Genomic DNA, 16807 nt, shown 5'->3' with positions numbered 1-16807 from the left:
CCCGCTCCCACGGGGATTGCGCGAACCTGTGGCAGCGAGTTGCTCGCGATGACCATTTCACAGACACAGAAGGCAGTCCAGAAGCATTACCTCTTCAATTGCGCATCGTTCAAACCTTGCGCAAACAACCCAAAGATCAAGACTAATCGCAGCAATAAAATCGCGCCAAAGATCTCCCGACGAGTATTCCTCTCAATTTTTTTCGACTGCTTGCCAACCTTCACCCCCGCGGTTAGGGTTGAAGGCATGAAAACCTCTCACACCCTCATTCAGCTTCGCCAGCACCGCAGTTTGTGCCTAGTCAGCGCACGACTGCCGGGCTGAATCGCGGCGCCTCGTCTTACGCTCCACCCCAGAACATTTTGATCCACCGGCAGGCCGCCTTTTTTCGGCCCACACAATAAGGATTTCCCGATGAGCATGCTCAAAGACCCGTCTTCGAAATACCGCGCGTTCCCGACCATCGATATCCCGGACCGTACCTGGCCCTCGAAAACCATCACCACCGCGCCGATCTGGTGCAGCTCCGACCTGCGTGACGGTAACCAGTCGCTGATCGAGCCGATGGACACCGTCAAGAAGCTGCGCTTCTGGAAAACCCTGGTGCAGGTCGGCGTGAAGGAAATCGAAGCGTCGTTCCCGGCGGCTTCGCAAACCGACTTCGACTTCGTCCGCACCTTGATCGAAGGCGGCCACATTCCGGACGACACCACCATTCAGGTGCTGACCCAGGGCCGTGAAGACCTGATCCAGCGCACGTTCGAATCCCTGCGCGGGGCGAAGAAAGCCATCGTTCACCTGTACAACGCGACCTCCCCTTCTTTCCGCCGCATTGTCTTCAACCAGGACAAGGACGGGATCAAGGAAATCGCCGTCAGCGCGGCCAAGCTGTTCGTCAAGTACGCCGCCCAGCAACCTGAAACCGAGTGGACCTTCGAGTACTCGCCGGAAACCTTCAGCGCTACCGAGCTGGAATTCGCCAAGGAAGTCTGTGACGCGGTGATCGAGGTCTGGAACCCGACGCCTGAGCACAAGATGATCCTCAACCTGCCAGCCACCGTCGAATGCGCGACTCCGAACATCTATGCCGACCAGATCGAATGGTTCGGCCGTCACATCAACCGTCGTGACAGCGTGATCATCAGCCTGCACACCCACAACGACCGTGGCACAGGTGTTGCCGCTACCGAGCTGGGCTTGATGGCCGGTGCCGACCGTGTCGAAGGCTGCCTGTTCGGCAACGGCGAGCGTACCGGTAACGTCGACCTGGTGACCGTGGCCCTGAACATGTACACCCAGGGCCTTGACCCTCAACTGGACTTCTCCGACATCGACGGCGTGCGCAAAGTCGTCGAAGAGTGCAACCAGATCCAGGTGCACCCACGTCACCCGTACGTTGGCGACCTGGTGCACACCGCGTTCTCCGGCTCCCACCAGGATGCGATCCGCAAGGGCTTTGCCCAGCAGAAATCCGATGCGTTGTGGGAAGTGCCATACCTGCCGATCGACCCGGCCGACATTGGCCGCAGCTATGAGGCGGTGATTCGCGTCAACAGCCAGTCGGGCAAAGGTGGCATCGCCTACTTGCTGGAGCAGGAATACGGCATCAGCCTGCCGCGCCGCATGCAGATCGAGTTCAGCCAGGTCGTGCAGCGTGAAACCGATCGCCTGGGCCTGGAAATGACTGCCCAGCAGATCCACGCGCTGCTCCACAGCGAGTACCTGCAAGCCAACACCCCTTACGCGCTGGTCAGCCATCGCCTGCAGGAAGAAAACGGCAACAGCGCCGTCGAAGTGGAAGTGGCGAGCAAAGGTCAGGGCGAAACCAACCTGCACTGGCGCGGCAAGGGCAACGGTGCGCTGGAGGCCCTGGTGGCCGGCCTGCCGATCCCGGTGGAAATCATGGACTACAACGAACACGCCATTGGCGCGGGCACCAATGCCAAGGCAGCGGCCTACATTGAACTGCGTGTTAACGGTGAACGTGCGGTGCACGGCGTGGGCATCGATGAAAACATCACCACGGCCAGCTTCAAGGCACTGTTCAGTGCGCTGAACCGCTCGCTGAGCCAGCCGGAAGCGAAAGCGGCGTAAGCCTTCGCAGAAATGCAAAAGGCCCCGGGGTGCGAATCCCGGGGCCTTTTTGTTTGTCTGCGGGTTATGCGTTGCCTGTTCAGGCCCCATCGCGGGCAAGCCCGCTCCCACAGTTGACCGTTGTGAACACAAATTTTATGTACACCCACATACCCTGTGGGAGCGGGCTTGCCCGCGAAGAGGCCAGGTCAGGCGACGACGAACTCAGGTGAACTCGAAGGTGTCGGCATCCAGATTCGCCGGAAATCTGCTGCGATACGCCGCCAGTTCCGCCGCATTCAGCACCACCGTGAACACACCATCCGCCTCCCCCGCACCGAGCAACGTCTCGCCCTGGAAATCCAGCACCTGACTGTCACCGGTATAGGCAAAGCCTTTACCGTCAGTGCCGATACGATTCACCGCCGCCACATAGCACAGGTTTTCAATCGCCCGCGCCGGCAGCAAGCGGTTCCAGTGCTGGCGCCGCGCACCCGGCCAGTTGGCGGTGTACAGCAGCAGGTCGGTGTCCTGAGCATCACGACTCCACACCGGGAAGCGCAAGTCGTAGCAAATCAGCGGCCGCACGCGCCAGCCTTTGAGCTCGAACTGCACCTGGCGTTCGCCGGGCGTGAAGTGGTTATGCTCACCGGCCATGCGGAACAGATGGCGCTTGTCATAATGCAACACCTCACCGTCCGGCCGCGCCCACAGCAGGCGATTGCGATGGCTGCCGTCAGCGGCCTGAACGATCACGCTACCGGTGATCACCGCATCAAGCCTCGAAGCGTGTGCCCGCAGCCATTTGCTGGTCGGACCGTTTTCCGGCTCGGCAAGGGTTTGCGATTCCATGGAGAAGCCGGTGGTGAACATTTCCGGCAGGATAATCAAGTCAGCGCCGCGAGCCTGCTCCAGCAACAGCTCGAAATGCTCAAGGTTGGCCTGGCGGTCATGCCACGCCAACGAAGTCTGAATCAACGCAACGGTCAGGTTCGGCAGTGCAGTCAGATCACGCATAGTTTTTCCGCTGCTTCACGCAGGGTCTCCTCACGTTTGGCAAAGCACAGCCGCACCAGGCGCTGGCCTTCAGGTGGTGTCTGGTAGAACACCGAAATCGGGATGCTCGCCACACCGTGTTCGCGGGTCATCCACAGCGCCATTTCGACGTCATTGAGGTCAGGGCGGATCTGCGAGTAATCGACCAACTGGAAATAGGTACCAGTCACCCGGGTGAAACTGAAACGCGACGGCGCCAGCAGATCGCAGAACAGATCACGCTTGGCCTGATAGAACGCGGGAAGCTCTTCAACGTGCTGCGGGTGTTCGGCCATGAAATCGGCCAACGCGTATTGCAGTGGCGTCACACCACAGAAGCTCACGTATTGGTGAACCTTGCGCAGCTCCGACGTCAGCGCCGGTGGCGCGACCACGTAGCCGGTTTTCCAGCCTGTAACGTGGTAGGTCTTGCCGAACGAACTGACCACAAAGGCACGCTGATACAGCTCTTCATGATTCAACACGCTGACGTGGGACACGCTGTCAAACACCAGGTGTTCGTAGACTTCGTCGCTGAGAATGTAAATGTCGCGGCCACGAATCAGATCCGCCAACTGATCCAGTTCGGCACGACTGATCAGCGCCCCGCTCGGGTTGTGCGGCGTATTGAGAACAATCATCCGCGTGCGTGGCGTGATCGCCTCAGCGAGCTTCTGGAAATCGATGGAAAAATCGTCCAGCCCGAGCTGCACATGCACGCAACGCCCGCCAGCCAGTTCCGTGGCCGGTTCGTAACTGTCGTAGCACGGATCGAAAACGATGACTTCGTCGCCGCTGTGGATAACGGCCTGAATCGCGCAGAAGATCCCTTGGGTGGCGCCAGGCGTGATGGTCACTTCGTTGTCGGCATCGACATGGATGCCGTAGCTGCGGGCGATCTTCGCCACCACTTGCTGACGCAGCGCCGGCAGCCCGGTCATCGGTGAATACTGGTTGTGGCCATTGGCAACGTGACGCCCGACCGCATCGCACAGGGCCTGGGGGGCATTGAAATCCGGAAAGCCCTGGGACAGGTTGATCGCCCCGGTTTGCGCCGCGAGCTGAGACATCTGAGTGAAGATAGTGATGCCGACATTCGGCAGCTTACTGGTGATCATCGGTGATTCCCTGCTCTACACCCGGCTCTACGTCGGCGCGGGAGAGCCCGAGGATAGCCCAAACGACAGGCATGAAAAAGGGCGCTCCAGTGAGCGCCCTCCTTATGACCGAGGCCTGTAGGAGCCGGCTTGCTGGCGACCCTGTCACTGCGGTAATTCAGATGAACCGCGGTGACGCCATCGCCAGCAAGCCGGCTCCTGCAGAAATGTCAGCGCTTGTCGCGGCGCTTCTTGTCGGCCTTCTTGTTGTGCGACATCAAGCGACGCTTCTTGTTGACCTGACGGTCGGTGAGCGAGTTCTTGTTGCCTTCGTACGGGTTCTCGCCGCCCTTGAACTCGATGCGGATCGGCGTGCCGACCAGCTTCAAGACACGACGGTAAGTGTTTTCCAGATAGCGCACGTACGACTTCGGCACTTTCTCGATCTGGTTACCGTGAATCACGATGATCGGCGGGTTCGCGCCACCCAGGTGGGCATAGCGCAGCTTGATCCGGCGGTTGTTGACCATCGGCGGCGCGTGCTCGCCAACTGCATCTTCCAGGATCTGGGTCAGGCGGTTGGTTGGCCAGCGGGTAACCGCGGACTTGAACGAGTTCTGAACGGATGCGTACAGGTTGCCCACGCCGGTGCCGTGCAGTGCCGAGATGAAGTGGATGTCGGCGTAGTCAACGAAGAACAGACGACGCTGCAACTCGACCTTCACGAAGTCGCGCTCGCTCGGCGTCATGCCGTCCCACTTGTTGATCGCGATAACCAGCGCACGACCCGACTCGATGGCAAAGCCCAACAGGTTGAGGTCGTGATCCACAACGCCTTCGCGGGCGTCCATCACGAAGATCACCACGTTGGCGTCTTTGATCGCCTGCAGGGTTTTGACCACGGAGAATTTTTCGACTTCTTCGTGAATCTTGCCGCGCTTGCGCACACCGGCGGTGTCGATCAGCGTGTACTTCTCTTCATTCCGTTCGAACGGGATGTAGATACTGTCGCGCGTAGTGCCGGGTTGGTCATAGACGATAACCCGGTCTTCACCGAGCATACGGTTGACCAGGGTCGATTTGCCAACGTTCGGACGACCGATGATGGCGATCTTGATCCCGTCTTTTTCGCTAGGGCCAGGAATGCGCTTGGCTTCCTCGCCTTCGGCAACGATCTCTTCCTCGCCGTCTTCCGGCTCTTCTTCGTCTTTCGGGAAGTCGCTCAAGGCGATTTCCAGCATCTGGGTGATGCCACGGCCGTGCGCACCGGCGATTGGAATCGCGTGGCCCATGCCCAACGGAGCGAATTCGGCGCGAGCCATTTCAGGGTCGATGTTGTCGACCTTGTTGGCAACCACGTAGGAACGCTTGTTACGTTTGCGCAAGTGCTCGGCGATCATCTGGTCGGCGGCGGTAAAACCGGCCTTGGCATCTACCAGGAACAGAACAACATCCGCTTCTTCAATGGCCAGCAGCGACTGCTCGGCCATTTTTTCGTCCATACCGTGCTCGTCACCGGAGATACCGCCGGTGTCGACCAGAATGTAGGAACGCCCTTGCCACTTGGCCTCACCGTATTGGCGATCACGGGTCAAACCGGACAAGTCGCCAACGATGGCGTCGCGAGTCCTGGTCAGGCGGTTGAACAAGGTGGACTTGCCGACGTTCGGTCGGCCCACCAGGGCGATTACGGGAACCATGCGGCTCTCCACTTCGTTATTTCAGAAAATACAAAAGCCGCTGCGAGGCAGCGGCTGGTGCTCGGGGCAGCGCCTGTAAGCGCTGCGAGCCCCACGGAACGGGGCCGCTTGGGGATTAACCCCAAGCATAGTCAAACCTTTACTTAATGGTCAGGGCTTCCAGTTTGCCGCTGTTGCCATAGACATAAATCGTGTCACCCACCACCAGCGGACGGGCACGCAGGCCGTCGCTGTCGATGCGTTCGCGGCCGACGAAACGACCGTCCACCTGACTCAGCAAGTGCAGGTAACCTTCCAGGTCACCGACTGCAACGTAGCTGGAGAACACTTCCGGAGCCGACAGTTGACGGCGGGCCAGCGAGTCGTTGCTCCACAATGCGCTGGTGGAACGCTCGTCGATGCCTTCAACGGTGCCCGAAGACAGGCTCACATAAACGGTACCGAAACCCTGGGCGACACCGGCATAGCTGGAAGCATCACGCTGCCAGAGCTGACGACCGCTTTCCAGGTCCAGTGCCGCAACGCGACCCTGGTAGCTGGCGACATACAAAGTACCGCCGGACAGCAGCAAGCCGCCGTCGATGTCGACAACACGTTCCAGCTCCGAACGACCTTGCGGGACCGCTACACGCTGTTCCCACACCGGCACGCCGTTGGAAATGTCCAGAGCGACCACTTTACCGGTCGACAGACCAGCCACCGCGAGGCGGTTGGTGACGATCGGCGCACTGGTGCCACGCAGGGTCAGTACCGCCGGGGTGCTGTCGTACAACCAGCGCTGGTTGCCGGTCGCGGCATCCAGACCGATCAAACGATCGTCCTGGGTCTGAACCACCACCACGTCACCGTTGTTGGCCGGTGGCGCGAGGACTTCGCTGGACACGCGAGCGCGCCATTTCTCTTCGCCGTTGATGGCGTCCAGGGCAACGATTTCACCCTTGATCGTACCGATCGTCAGCAGCCCGTAACCCACGCCAACGGCGCCGGAAACAGGCAGTTCGAGATCTTTCTTCCACTTGACGTCGCCGTTGCTGCGATCCAGTGCCATCACCACCCCGGTCACGTCGGCGGCATAGATGGTATCGCCATCGACCGCAGGGACCAGCATGTTGTAGGTTTCGCCCTGACCGTCACCGATCGAACGACTCCACTGTTTCTGCAAGACCACTTCTTCTTTGAAGTCGGTCAACTCGGCCGGTGGCAATTCTTTCTTGCTGTTGCTGCTGCAACCCGCGGCCAGAATGGCCAGAGCCAGCAATGCTGCATGTTTCCAACGGATCACGTCACGCATCCCCTTTGGCCAGATCGTCCAGCTTGATTTGTAGGCCACCCACCGCCGCTTCATCCGACAGTGCCGCCTTGGCTTTTTGATACGCCGCGTGTGCTTCATCGGTACGACCCAACTGCACCAGCAGGTCGCCCTTGAGTTCTTCACGAGTAGCCAGGAACGCCTTGTCGGCATCGCCTTCGAGCAGTTTCAGGGCTTCATCGGCCTTGTTCTGCGCGGCCAGCACTTGCGCCAGGCGTTGACGGGCGATTTCGCCCAGCGCCGGGTTGGCTGGCTTGGCAACAATGGCGTTCAGCTCGCTGGCTGCGTCATCGAGCTTGCCGCTGTCGACAGCGACTTTCGCCACGAACAGGCTACCGTACTGCGCGTAGGCGCTGCCGCCGAACTCGCTGTTGAGCTTGCCGGCCAGATCGGAAACACGGGCCGCATCAGGCTTGCCATCAGGCGTCAGCGTGGTTTCCAGCAATTGCTGATAGAGCATCGAGGCGCCTTGCGACTGGTTGCTCTGATACTTCTGGAACGCCTGCCAGCCGAACACGATGACCAGCGCCAACAGGCCACCAGTGACCAGGGGCTTGCCGTTGCGTGACCACCAATCCTTCAAATCCGCCAGCTGTTCGTCTTCGGTACTCGACACCCCAATACTCCTTAATCGCTAAATCGGCTGTTTAGACAGCTTCAACCCTGCACGACGCAGGTGGCCAGGTGAGCGGCAAGCGCATCCCAGGCAATGCTTTGTTGTTCGCCCTGGCCACGCAGGGGTTTGAAACCTACCACTTGCTGGGCCATCTCGTCGTCACCGAGGATCAATGCATACAGCGCACCGCTCTTGTCGGCTTTCTTGAACTGGCTTTTGAAGCTCCCGGCGCCGGCATTCACTTGCAGGCGCAGGTTGGGTAATTGATCACGTACACGCTCGGCCAGGGCCAGACCGGCCAGCTCGGCTTCTTCACCGAAGGCGCACAGGTAGACGTCGACCTGACGGGAGATCTCTTCAGGGATCTGCTCCAGGGTTTCCAGCAACAGCACCAGACGCTCGATGCCCATGGCGAAACCAACGCCGGCAGTCGGCTTGCCGCCCATCTGCTCGACCAGGCCGTCGTAACGACCACCGGCACACACGGTGCCCTGGGCGCCAAGCTTGTCGGTGACCCATTCGAATACGGTCTTGCTGTAGTAATCGAGCCCGCGAACCAGCTTAGGGTTGATCACGTAAGGAATGCCGGCAGCGTCCAGGCGAGCCTTGAGGCCCTCGAAGTGCACGCGGGATTCGTCGTCGAGGTAGTCGGCCATTTTCGGCGCATCGACCAGAATCGCCTGGGTATCGGCGTTCTTGGTGTCCAGGACCCGCAGCGGGTTGGTCTTCAGGCGGCGCTGGCTGTCTTCGTCCAGTTTGTCCAGGTGACCGGACAGGAACTCGACCAGTGCTTCGCGATAACGACCACGGGATTCGCTGGTGCCCAGGCTGTTGAGTTCGAGCTTGACCGCGTCACGGATACCCAGCTCGCCCCACAGCCGCCAGGTGAGCACGATCAGCTCGGCGTCGATGTCCGGACCGTCGAGGTTGAACACTTCGACACCGATCTGGTGGAACTGGCGATAACGGCCTTTCTGCGGACGCTCGTGGCGGAACATCGGGCCGATGTACCACAGCTTCTGGACCTGGCCACCGCCGGTGATGCCGTGCTCGAGCACCGCACGCACGCACGCCGCCGTGCCTTCAGGACGCAGGGTCAGGGAATCGCCGTTACGGTCGTCGAAGGTGTACATCTCTTTTTCGACGATGTCGGTCACTTCACCGATGGAGCGCTTGAACAGCTCGGTGAACTCGACGATCGGCATGCGGATCTGCTTGTAACCGTAGTTATCCAGCAAACGCGAAACGGTGCCCTCGAAATGACGCCACAGGGGAGTCTGTTCGGGCAGGATGTCGTTCATGCCACGAATGGCTTGCAGAGACTTGCTCACTTTAAATCCTTAAATTCGTTCGGCTCTTCGGTCAGGGTCAGCCGCGCGCAATAACGGCAGCGTCAGCTTCGACCTTTTCGGCCGCTTTCTGGCGGATCAAGCGTTCAAGCTCATCCACCAGATTGTCGTTCGTCAGTTTCTGCGACGGCTTGCCGTCGATGTAAATCAGGTTTGGCGTGCCGCCGGTCAAGCCGATATGGGCTTCCTTGGCTTCACCCGGGCCGTTGACCACGCAACCGATCACCGCGACATCCAGCGGCACCAGCAGGTCTTCGAGGCGCCCTTCCAGCTCGTTCATGGTCTTGACCACATCGAAGTTCTGCCGCGAGCAGCTCGGGCAGGCGATGAAGTTGATGCCACGGGAGCGCAGGTGCAGGGATTTGAGAATGTCGTAGCCGACTTTCACTTCCTCGACCGGGTCGGCCGCCAACGAGATGCGGATAGTATCGCCAATCCCTTCGGCAAGCAGCATACCGAGGCCCACGGCAGATTTCACTGTGCCGGAACGCAAACCACCGGCTTCGGTGATCCCCAGGTGCAGCGGCTGAACGATTTCTTTCGCCAGCAGGCGGTAGGCTTCGACGGCCATGAACACGTCGGAGGCTTTCACGCTGACCTTGAAGTCCTGGAAATTCAGGCGTTCAAGGTGTTCGACGTGGCGCAGGGCCGATTCGACCAGCGCAGCCGGGGTCGGCTCGCCGTATTTCTTTTGCAGGTCTTTTTCCAGGGAACCGGCGTTGACGCCGATACGGATCGGAATGCCGCGATCACGGGCAGCATCGACCACCGCGCGCACGCGGTCTTCACGACCGATGTTGCCCGGGTTGATCCGCAGGCAGTCGACACCGAGTTCGGCGACGCGCAATGCGATGCGGTAATCGAAGTGGATGTCGGCAACCAAGGGCACCTTGACCAGTTGCTTGATCTTGCCGAACGCTTCGGCAGCGTCCATGTCCGGGACGGAAACCCGCACGATATCGACACCCGCCGCTTCCAGACGATTGATCTGGGCAACGGTGGCCGCGACATCATTGGTATCGCTGTTGGTCATGCTCTGCACAGCGATGGGCGCATCGCCGCCAACAGGCACGTTACCGACCCAGATCTTGCGCGATTCGCGACGTTTGATTGGAGATTCGCCGTGCATGACTTATTGACCCAACTTCAGGCGAGCAGTCTCGCCACTGGTGAACGGAGCAACATCAACCGCCTGACCGTTGTAACTGAGCTGTGCGCCACGGGCATAACCCAGACGTACAGCGAACGGCGGTTTGCCGCTGACGGAAACATTGTCGCCTTTACGCTTGAGACCGCTGAACAGCACTTTGCCGCTACCGTCGGTCACTTGCGTCCAGCAATCGGCCGTGAATTGAATCTGTACCTGGCCTTGACCGGCAACAGGTGCAGTAGTCACCGGGGCTGGCGCGGGCGTGCTCGGTACAACAGGAGCCGTCACAACTGGAGCGGGTGCGGCCGGAACAGCAGGGGCCGGAGTGGCTGGTGCTGCCGGGGTGGTGGCAACCGGAGCGGCGTTTTGAACAGGCGCGGCAGGCGCTGTTGCAGTCGGCGCAGCCGGTGCGGTTATCGAAGTTTCAGCCGGCGCCTCTGCCGAAGTCTCGGCCTGCGGCAACGCCAGTGCAGTCTCGCCTTCAGCCTGACCTTCCACGACAGCCTGGTCTTCCGGCTCGTCCAGCGGATGAATCTGGGTAGTGCCATCGGCGCCTTCGACTTCAACGTGTTCCGGGGTGAGGCCAATCAGGTCCTTGGTGCGCAGTGCGGTTTGATCCTGCCACCAGACAAAACCACCACCAATCACCGCCACCAGCAACAGCAGGCTGACGATGCGCAAAATAGTGTGGGAAACCCGCACCGGCTCTTCGATACGGCCCAGGCTATGCACGGAGCTGCCTTGGGAGTCGGTACCGGTGGATTGGTCGAATTGCTGAACCAGAACGGCCTGGTCCATGCCGAGCAATTTGGCATAGGCGCGAATATAGCCACGGGCGAAGGTGTGCCCTGGCAGCTTGTCGAATGCACCGGCTTCCAGATTACTCAGGGAATTGACGGTGAGGTTGAGCTTGAGGGCCACTTCGGCCAGCGACCAGCCATTGGTTTCGCGGGCCTGGCGCAAGGTCTCACCGGGATTTACGCGATTCGCTGCTACAACTTCAGGATGCGCCGCTTTCATCATTGCTCCGACAGGTATTGCTGATATTCCGGTGTACCGGGATAGAGTCGTTTTAATTGCAGGCCAAAACTGGCCGCCTTGTCGCGATCTTCAAACACTTTGGCCAGCCGAACGCCAAGCAATAGACTACGTGCATTTTGCTCGGCGAGCAGGCTAAAACGGTCGTAATAGTCACGCGCGGGCACATAATGCCTGTCTTCGTAAGACAACTCAGCCATTTCCAGCAATGCGCGTGGTTGTTGCCGATTCAAACGCAGGGCTTTTTCCAGTTGCTGCTGGGCCAACTCACGTTGACCGAGCATTGAAGCGGTCATGCCGAGATTCTCGAACACGCGCGAACGCTCAGGATACAAGGTATCGGCGGTGGCCTGTTCGAAGCGCTCGTAGGCTTCCTTGTAACGCTTTTGCTCGAACAGAAAACTGCCGTAATTGTTGAGAATTCTTGCGTCGGTGGGACGGGAAGACAGCGCCTTGCGAAAATGCTCGTCGGCCAGCTCAGGCTCCATTTCAGCCTGGAACACCAACCCCAGCGCCGCATTGGCATCAGGGTCGGAGCCATCGAGCTCCAGCGCTTTTTTCAATGGGACTTTGGCGCGCTCGGTCATGCCTTGCTGCAGATAACCAATACCAAGCTGTACATAGGCCTCGCGCGCTTCATCACGGCCCTTGCTGGTCTTCATCGGGTTGTAATCACCCGAGAGCACGCAGCCAGCACACAGGCTGGCCAATAGCAAAAGCAGCGCAAAGCGCAGGGACATAGAGATCCTCTCTTGGTTATTTCGCGGCGTTCTGCGCCATATCGTTGTCGGCGTTGAGTTCACGCACGGCGATATAACGTTCGCTGCGACGGGTGCGATCCAGCACCTGCCCTACCAGTTGACCACACGCCGCGTCGATGTCTTCACCACGGGTGGTGCGGACAGTGACGTTGAAACCGGCATGATGAAGCTGATCCTGGAACCGGCGAATGGCGTTGTTGCTCGGCCGCTCGTAACCGGAATGCGGGAACGGGTTGAACGGAATCAGGTTGATCTTGCACGGGATGTTCTTGAGCAGCTCGATCATTTCCACGGCGTGCTCGACTTTGTCGTTCACGTCCTTGAGCAAGGTGTACTCGATGGTCAGCACGCGCTTTTCGCCCAGGGACGACATGTAGCGCTGGCACGACTCGAGCAGCATCTTAAGCGGATACTTCTTGTTGATCGGCACCAATTGGTTACGCAATGCGTCATTCGGTGCATGCAGGGACAACGCCAGGGAAACGTCGATGTGCTTGGACAGCTCATCGATCATCGGCACCACGCCGGAGGTCGACAGGGTCACACGGCGCTTGGAAATGCCGTAGCCCAGGTCGTCCATCATCAAATGCATGGCCGCAACGACGTTGTCGAAGTTCAGCAGCGGCTCACCCATGCCCATCATCACCACGTTGGTGATGGCACGGTCGACGGTTGCCGGGACGCTGCCAAAGGATTTGTTGGCAATCCACACCTGGCCAATCACTTCGGCGGCGGTGAGGTTGCTGTTGAAGCCTTGCTTGCCGGTGGAGCAGAAACTGCAATCCAGGGCACAGCCTGCCTGGGACGAAACGCACAAGGTGCCGCGTTTGCCCTGGGGAATGTACACGGTCTCGACGCAGCTGCCGGACGCCACGCGCACCACCCACTTACGGGTGCCGTCGCTGGAGATGTCCTCGCTGACCACTTCCGGACCACGGACCTCAGCAACAGCCTTGAGCTTTTCACGCAAGGCCTTGCTGACGTTCGTCATGGCGTCGAAATCATCGACGCCAAAGTGGTGAATCCATTTCATTACCTGACCGGCACGGAAACGCTTCTCCCCGATTGAGTCGAAGAATTTTTCCATTTCCTGTTGAGTCAGCCCCAGCAGGTTGGTTTTTACAGTCGATGTAGTCATGGATTCACCTTCACTCTTAAGCCAATGCTTAGCGAGTGGTTACTTCAGTAGCAGCGAAAAAGTAAGCGATTTCGCGAGCAGCAGCGGCTTCGGAGTCCGAACCGTGAACGGCGTTGGCGTCGATCGATTCAGCGAAGTCAGCACGGATGGTACCGGCAGCAGCTTCTTTAGGGTTGGTAGCGCCCATCAGCTCACGGTTGCGTGCGATAGCGTTTTCGCCTTCCAGAACCTGAACGACAACCGGACCGGAAGTCATGAAGGCAACCAGGTCACCGAAGAAACCGCGCTCGCTGTGCTCAGCGTAGAAGCCTTCGGCTTCAGCTTTGGACAGTTGCTTCAGTTTCGAAGCTACAACGCGCAGGCCAGCGTCTTCGAAGCGAGTGGTGATCTTGCCGATCACGTTTTTAGCAACGGCGTCAGGCTTGATGATGGAGAAAGTACGTTGAACAGCCATGGTGTAACTCCAGAAACGGTAATTTGCGAAAAATTAAACCCGCGAATTATACGCGGGTTCTTGGGTATTGCCTAACCTGCAGCGTGGCTCAGTCGCGTTCTTCGATCCAGTGGGCCTGAATGGCCTCCAGGATCTTCTCGCCACAATGCTCAGGCTTGTCGTCGAACTCGGGCAGTTCCATCACCCATTTGCGCAGATCGACGAAGTTGACCGACATAGGGTCCACGTCGGGCTTGCTTTCAGCCAGCTGGATTGCGATTTCCAGCACATCAGTCCACTTGAGACTCATGACAATTCCTTGAATCAGTGCGGCGCTTCGGCTGCGTGGTTGAGCGAGTATTTCGGAATTTCGACGGTCAGGTCTTCGGTACCGACCTTGGCCTGGCACCCCAGACGGGACTCGCGCTCAAGACCCCAAGCCTTATCAAGGTAGTCTTCTTCCAGCTCGTCAGCCTCTTCCAGCGAGTCGAAACCCTCGCGGATGATGCAGTGGCAGGTGGTACAGGCGCAGACGCCGCCACAGGCGCTTTCCATCTCGATATGGTGTTCGTGGGCCAGCTCGAGAATGGATATGCCAGGCTCAGCCTCCACAACCATGCCTTCCGGGCAGAACTTCTCGTGTGGCAGAAAAATGACCTGCGGCATCGTTATTCCTCAATCTCATTCAGGTTGCGCCCCGCCAGCGCGGCTTTGACCGTCGAGTCCAGGCGGCGGGCAGCAAAGGCATCGGTCACTTGCGACAGACGCTTGGTCTGCTGCTCGATGGCGTAACCATCAGTACCTTTCATCAGTTCGGTCAGTTCCTGCACCTGCGCATCGATGACCACGCGCTCTTCGGCATCCAGCAAGCGCTCGCCATCAGCCTCCAGAGCTGCCTGCACCGCTTCGATCAGGCGCTGGGCGTCGACCTGCTGCTCGCGCAATACGCGGGCAACCTTGTCGTCATTGGCGTGCTGGAACGAATCCTTGAGCATCTTGGCGATTTCACCGTCGGTCAGACCGTAGGACGGTTTGACCTGGATGCTGGCCTCAACACCCGAACCCAACTCGCGGGCCGAGACACTGAGCAGACCGTCGGCATCGACCTGGAAGGTCACGCGAATCTTCGCCGCACCGGCCACCATCGCTGGAATGCCGCGCAACTCGAAGCGCGCCAGGGAACGGCAGTCGCTGATCAGCTCGCGCTCACCCTGCAATACATGGATCGCCATGGCCGACTGGCCGTCTTTATAAGTGGTGAAGTCCTGGGCGCGGGCAACGGGGATGGTGGTATTACGCGGAATCACCTTCTCCATCAGGCCGCCCATGGTTTCCAGCCCCAGGGACAACGGAATCACGTCAAGCAGCAGCAGTTCGCCGCCGTCACGCTTGTTGCCGGCCAACGTATCAGCCTGGATCGCGGCACCGATTGCCACCACTTGATCCGGGTCGATTTCAGTCAGCGGCTGGCGACCGAAGGCTTCGGCGACAGCTTCGCGAACCCGAGGTACGCGAGTCGAACCGCCGACCATGACCACGGCATGCACGTCTTCGAGTTCGATGCCCGAATCACGTACCGCACGACGACAGGCTTTGAGGCTGCGCGCGACCATTGGCTCGATCAACGCATCGAAGGCTTCGCGGGTCAGCTCGGCTTTCCAGTTGCCGTGGGCCACTTCGACCGACGGGGCATTGGTCAGCGCTTCTTTGGCCGCGCAGGCCGTTTGCAGCAGTTGACGCTGCGCACCCGGATCGAGATCGGCGGACAGACCGGCGCTCTCGATAATCCAGCCAGCAATGGCGTGATCGAAGTCATCGCCGCCCAGGGCGCTGTCGCCTCCGGTGGCCAGCACTTCGAAGACACCGCCGGTCAGGCGCAGAATCGAAATATCGAAAGTGCCGCCACCCAGGTCATAAATCGCGACCAGGCCTTCGGCATGCTGATCCAGACCATAAGCCACAGCGGCAGCCGTCGGCTCATTGAGCAAACGCAGCACGTTGAGACCGGCCAGCTTGGCCGCATCCTTGGTGGCTTGACGCTGCGCATCATCGAAATAGGCCGGAACGGTGATCACCGCGCCCACCAGTTCGCCGCCCAACGTCGCTTCAGCACGCTGACGCAGAACCTTGAGGATATCGGCGGACACTTCCACCGGACTTTTCGGGCCCTGGATCGTGTCGATGAACGGCATGTGCGACTCGCCACCGACAAAGCGGTACGGCAGTTGCTCGCCCAATTGCTTGACGTCGGACAGACCACGACCCATCAAGCGCTTGACCGACAGCACGGTGTTCAAGGGATCGGTGGCGGCAGCCAGTTTGGCGGATTCGCCAACCTCGACGCGATCGGCGTGGTAGCGCACGGCAGACGGCAGGATGACCCGCCCTTCTGCGTCAGCCAAAGGCTCGGAAAGACCACTGCGCAACGCAGCGACCAGCGAATTGGTAGTGCCCAAGTCAATCCCCACAGCCAGACGACGCTGGTGCGGTTGAGGACTTTGGCCGGGTTCGGCGATCTGCAGTAGGGCCATCGTTATCAGGACTTATCTGTATATCAGGCGTGCGACCGGAGCGGCACTGGGTTAATCGTCGAGGCGCTCTTCTAACTGGCGCACTTCGTAGGTGAGCTTGTCGAGGAACTGCATGCGCCGCATCAGGCGTTCGGCCTGTTCGCGTTGCGCGGCATCGTTCCAGCAAGCTGCGAAGCTTTGGTTCAGTTCATCCTGGGCAGCCTTCAGGCGACGCTTGAAGACGGCAACGCCATTGAGGTCGGCGCTGTCCTGCAGGTCTTCGAGCTCTTCGCGCAACTCCATCTGTTGCAGAAGAAACTCCGGATCATGCACCGTGACCTCCAGCGGTAGCTCACCACCATTCAAGGCGAGCAGGTAACGCGCGCGTCTGGGTGGGTTCTTGAGCGTCTGGTAGGCCTCGTTGAGGCTCGCGGATTGCTCTAGCGCCAGCCGCTGCTCACGCTCGGAAGCGTCAGCGAAGCGGTCCGGATGAACACTGCGCGCCAACTCACGGTAGCGCGTAGCCAGCTGATCGAGGTCCAGATCGAAACTCGGTTGCAGCTCAAATAAAGCGAAATGACAAGGAGTACCCACGACA

General features: G+C 59.6%; 16 protein-coding genes. 1 reads left to right on the top strand and 15 read right to left on the bottom strand.

The window, feature by feature from the left end; all coding sequences use genetic code 11:
- Positions 1-414 precede the first annotated feature (414 nt).
- On the top strand, positions 415-2094 hold the full coding sequence (gene leuA / locus M5G20_RS16355; RefSeq protein ID WP_273919920.1) for a 2-isopropylmalate synthase: 1680 nt from the start codon (positions 415-417) through the stop codon (positions 2092-2094).
- Positions 2095-2298: 204 nt separating this feature from the next.
- Here the strand turns inward: leuA and M5G20_RS16350 are convergent, their stop codons facing one another.
- The 15 genes from M5G20_RS16350 to hscB all read right to left on the bottom strand — a co-directional run bounded on the left by M5G20_RS16350 (position 2299) and on the right by hscB (position 16803).
- Positions 2299-3090 (bottom strand): amidohydrolase, encoded by a 792-nt coding sequence (locus M5G20_RS16350; RefSeq protein ID WP_273919919.1) that lies wholly within the window; start codon positions 3088-3090, stop codon positions 2299-2301.
- On the bottom strand, positions 3078-4226 hold the full coding sequence (locus M5G20_RS16345) for a pyridoxal phosphate-dependent aminotransferase (protein ID WP_273919918.1): 1149 nt from the start codon (positions 4224-4226) through the stop codon (positions 3078-3080). The genes M5G20_RS16350 and M5G20_RS16345 overlap by 13 nt, the downstream gene beginning before the upstream one ends.
- Before the next feature lie 209 nt (positions 4227-4435).
- The gene (gene der, locus M5G20_RS16340) at positions 4436-5905 is read right to left on the bottom strand and encodes a ribosome biogenesis GTPase Der (protein WP_150731982.1); all 1470 of its coding nucleotides are present in this window, start codon (positions 5903-5905) and stop codon (positions 4436-4438) included.
- Between the two features lie 139 nt (positions 5906-6044).
- Entirely contained in the window at positions 6045-7196 is a 1152-nt protein-coding gene (gene bamB / locus M5G20_RS16335) for an outer membrane protein assembly factor BamB (RefSeq protein WP_273919917.1), read from the bottom strand.
- Positions 7189-7830, bottom strand: a complete 642-nt coding sequence (locus M5G20_RS16330; RefSeq protein WP_273919916.1) for a tetratricopeptide repeat protein — start codon at positions 7828-7830, stop codon at positions 7189-7191. The genes bamB and M5G20_RS16330 overlap by 8 nt, the downstream gene beginning before the upstream one ends.
- Before the next feature lie 41 nt (positions 7831-7871).
- Complete coding sequence (hisS, locus tag M5G20_RS16325) at positions 7872-9161, bottom strand: histidine--tRNA ligase (RefSeq protein WP_273919915.1); 1290 nt, start codon at positions 9159-9161, stop codon at positions 7872-7874.
- A 37-nt stretch (positions 9162-9198) separates the two neighbouring features.
- Entirely contained in the window at positions 9199-10308 is a 1110-nt protein-coding gene (gene ispG / locus M5G20_RS16320; RefSeq protein ID WP_003185136.1) for a flavodoxin-dependent (E)-4-hydroxy-3-methylbut-2-enyl-diphosphate synthase, read from the bottom strand.
- A gap of 3 nt (positions 10309-10311) precedes the next feature.
- The gene (locus M5G20_RS16315; protein ID WP_273919914.1) at positions 10312-11349 is read right to left on the bottom strand and encodes a RodZ domain-containing protein; all 1038 of its coding nucleotides are present in this window, start codon (positions 11347-11349) and stop codon (positions 10312-10314) included.
- A complete protein-coding gene (pilW, locus tag M5G20_RS16310) occupies positions 11349-12107 on the bottom strand; it encodes a type IV pilus biogenesis/stability protein PilW (protein ID WP_273919913.1) in 759 nt (252 codons plus the stop codon). Before pilW ends, M5G20_RS16315 begins: the two co-directional genes overlap by 1 nt.
- Before the next feature lie 16 nt (positions 12108-12123).
- The gene (rlmN, locus tag M5G20_RS16305; protein ID WP_273919912.1) at positions 12124-13266 is read right to left on the bottom strand and encodes a 23S rRNA (adenine(2503)-C(2))-methyltransferase RlmN; all 1143 of its coding nucleotides are present in this window, start codon (positions 13264-13266) and stop codon (positions 12124-12126) included.
- A gap of 28 nt (positions 13267-13294) precedes the next feature.
- A complete protein-coding gene (gene ndk, locus M5G20_RS16300) occupies positions 13295-13720 on the bottom strand; it encodes a nucleoside-diphosphate kinase (RefSeq protein WP_024014216.1) in 426 nt (141 codons plus the stop codon).
- 88 nt (positions 13721-13808) lie between these two features.
- Positions 13809-14009 carry a Fe-S cluster assembly protein IscX gene (gene iscX, locus M5G20_RS16295; RefSeq protein WP_017123703.1) on the bottom strand — a complete coding sequence of 67 codons (201 nt, stop codon included), beginning with the start codon at positions 14007-14009 and terminating at the stop codon, positions 13809-13811.
- Between the two features lie 14 nt (positions 14010-14023).
- Positions 14024-14365 (bottom strand): ISC system 2Fe-2S type ferredoxin, encoded by a 342-nt coding sequence (gene fdx / locus M5G20_RS16290; RefSeq protein WP_020795601.1) that lies wholly within the window; start codon positions 14363-14365, stop codon positions 14024-14026.
- 2 nt (positions 14366-14367) lie between these two features.
- Positions 14368-16230: a Fe-S protein assembly chaperone HscA gene (gene hscA / locus M5G20_RS16285; RefSeq protein ID WP_273919911.1), complete on the bottom strand. Its 1863-nt coding sequence runs from the start codon at positions 16228-16230 to the stop codon at positions 14368-14370.
- A 51-nt stretch (positions 16231-16281) separates the two neighbouring features.
- Entirely contained in the window at positions 16282-16803 is a 522-nt protein-coding gene (gene hscB / locus M5G20_RS16280; RefSeq protein WP_273919910.1) for a co-chaperone HscB, read from the bottom strand.
- Positions 16804-16807 lie beyond the last annotated feature (4 nt).

Source organism: Pseudomonas sp. TNT2022 ID1044 (assembly GCF_028656895.1).
GTDB lineage: Bacteria > Pseudomonadota > Gammaproteobacteria > Pseudomonadales > Pseudomonadaceae > Aquipseudomonas > Aquipseudomonas reinekei.
This window is presented reverse-complemented; position numbering and strand designations above follow the sequence as displayed.